Consider the following 2,563-nt stretch of genomic DNA (forward strand, 5'->3'; position numbering starts at 1 on the left):
GACGCGCCTTTTTTACTTGAAAAAAAATTAATAATATTAAATTGACTATTTTTTTGATAGACGTTGCAATATGAATGACATTGAGAGGCGAGCTGCTGAAAATAGAGAAATGTCATGTGATGCATGGTCAGAGACTGACTTACTTTGGAACTAAATGGGGTTTCACGTCCTTACGTTAATTGCTATCCAATCGAATTTGTTGCTTTGAATTTAATAACTGACATTAATGATAGATTTGTCATTTTGTTTTAGCCCCATATCGGTGCGTCAAGGAACAAGTTATTAGATGATGACGATTTTGTCATTAATGACGTTATTGTCATTAATGACGAAAACTTTGGTTAATTAAATTTAACTGACAATAGACGGGATGAAAATCCTCTTAATCGAAGACGAAATCAAAATTGCAGACTTTGTCTTGCCCGGCCTCAGGCATGCCGGTTTTGAGGCAGACCACATCGCCGACGGTGTATCGGGTCTCGATGCAATTTTTGAGCACCGCTACGATTTGGTGGTGCTCGATGTGATGCTGCCAAGAATGAGTGGCTTCGATGTTCTGACGAAGGTGCGGGAGCAGGGCAATGAGGTCCCCATCATCATGCTGACGGCAAAAAGTGAGCTGTCAGATCGCATGACGGCGTTTGAGCGTGGCGTCGATGACTTTTTACCCAAGCCTTTTTTCGTCGAAGAACTGATAGCCCGTATCAAATTGCTGGTGGGCCGAAAGCAGTCTGCAGCCCCGCAGCAGCTGTCATACGGGCAACTGCAATTGGATGTCGTGGACCGTCGTGCGCATTGGCATGGCACAAGCGCTGTATTGAGTCAACGTGAGTTCAGTTTATTGAGTTACCTCATTCGATCACCGGGTAATATTTACTCTCGGCAGCAGATTTTGAAGCACGTTTGGAATATTGATTTCGACCCCGAGACCAACGTGGTTGATGTTTGCATCCGCCGCATCAGAATAAAGCTGTCGAGAGGCTTTAGCTCTGATATGAATTTGATCGAATCCATCCGTGGTGTGGGTTACCGCATCAATGTGGGTGAGTTGGAATGAGTAAATCTTTCAAATTAAATATATTCATAAAGCTCGCGGCTTTGGTATTTCTCATTATTCTTGTGAATAGGCATATTGCACAGTATTTTTTAGTGGATCAGACAGAGAACACAATCCTCTCCGAGATGTCTAACGATCTCAAAAAGTGCAATACCCATTTGGGTGACAACCATGCATTTATTCATTGCGCACAAAAAGCTTCTAAGCTTGAAATCTTCAACAGCATCAAAGACCATTACGTGTTGTGCCATGTCGGCCGCAGCGACGAATTTGCACGGATCTGTGACTCGTTCAGCACCGCTGGGGTGACATGGGAGTCCGCATCGCTCAATGCGATAACGCCATTTTTTAATGGCGTGCAAACGATTGACGGCGCCCCATGGATGGCCGTTAAAAACGAATTGACGGTCAACAGCGATCTTGTTGTTTTGAAGAGGTCGTGGATCACCGACTTTATGAAGCAAGTGTGGGCGCTGAGAGATCAAAACCTTTTGAAAGCCCTCCCAGTCATTATTTTGATGATGATTGGACTGGCGTTATTCATGGTTTATTCGTCTTTAAAACCTATGCGTTTGATTGCGGAAAAAATGGCCAGTTTGAATTCTCAAAACTTAAGCTTGAAACAAACGATCCAGAGTCCGTACAAGGAGTTTGACCTCATCGTTGAGCAGTTTGTGAATTTGCGCGAGCGTTTGGCTCATTCGTTTGAAATGGCAAAACGTTTTTCCGCTGATGTGTCTCATGAGTTGCGTACCCCGCTGAGCGTTTTGCGGGGCGCCACAGAGCGAATCATTGCGCAGTTGCCCACTGGCTCTGATGCACAAATTCAAGTCAGGCAGATGGGCGATGAAATTGAGCGCTTGGTACAAATTACCGAAAAACTATTGCTCTTATCCAAGGCCGATGCCAATAATTTGAAATTGGATTTGCACAAAATATGTTTGACAGATGTGTTGGAAAAGTTTGTGAAAGATGCACGAACTTTTCAATCCAATCTGACCATCAAGCAGCAAATTCAACAAGGTGTTAATTGGGAATGCGATGGTTCATTGATCAACCAATTGCTCCAAAACCTCTATACCAACGCGGTGAAGTACAACAAGCTAGAGGGTTGGATCAAAATCAATTTAGAAGCTTCAAATGATCAACTTCATTTGACCATAGAGAACTCAACCACAGAGATACCGCCAGATTTAGAGGCTTTGGCTTTTGACCGGTTTTTTCGGGGTGATACATCCCGTTCGCGTGCCGTAGAAGGTTTGGGACTGGGCTTGAGTATTTGCAAAGAAATCGCGCGTGTGCATCAAGGTGAGTTGACGCTGCGTGTCACGCCTGAAAACAGCGTTTGCCTCGATTTGAGGGCGCCATTGAGCATCAAAGGTGACGGACCTTAACTTTGACAAATTACATACGTCATTTGTCTGGTGAGAAGGAAATCTCACTTGAGACCTACCTTATCTCGTCTTCAGGTGATACACCCAAGTGGTTCACGTACTTTCATTGTAA

Annotated in this window: 2 protein-coding genes; both read left to right on the plus strand. The window is 44.1% G+C overall.

Going from position 1 to position 2,563, the window contains the following annotated elements:
• The first annotated feature begins 370 nt into the window (after positions 1-370).
• A complete protein-coding gene (locus B9Z42_RS15795; protein ID WP_100134383.1) occupies positions 371-1,057 on the plus strand; it encodes a response regulator transcription factor in 687 nt (228 codons plus the stop codon).
• Complete coding sequence (locus B9Z42_RS15800; protein WP_100134384.1) at positions 1,054-2,451, plus strand: cell wall metabolism sensor histidine kinase WalK; 1,398 nt, start codon at positions 1,054-1,056, stop codon at positions 2,449-2,451. Before B9Z42_RS15795 ends, B9Z42_RS15800 begins: the two co-directional genes overlap by 4 nt.
• Positions 2,452-2,563 lie beyond the last annotated feature (112 nt).

Source organism: Limnohabitans sp. B9-3, from assembly GCF_002778325.1.
GTDB classification, from domain to species: domain Bacteria; phylum Pseudomonadota; class Gammaproteobacteria; order Burkholderiales; family Burkholderiaceae_C; genus Limnohabitans; species Limnohabitans kasalickyi.

Bases quoted from the DNA above. Each gene is read 5' to 3' on its own strand.
- B9Z42_RS15800 (WP_100134384.1), top strand. From the start codon at position 1,054: ATGAGTAAATCTTTCAAATTAAATATATTCATAAAGCTCGCGGCTTTG.
- B9Z42_RS15795 (WP_100134383.1), top strand. From the start codon at position 371: ATGAAAATCCTCTTAATCGAAGACGAAATCAAAATTGCAGACTTTGTC.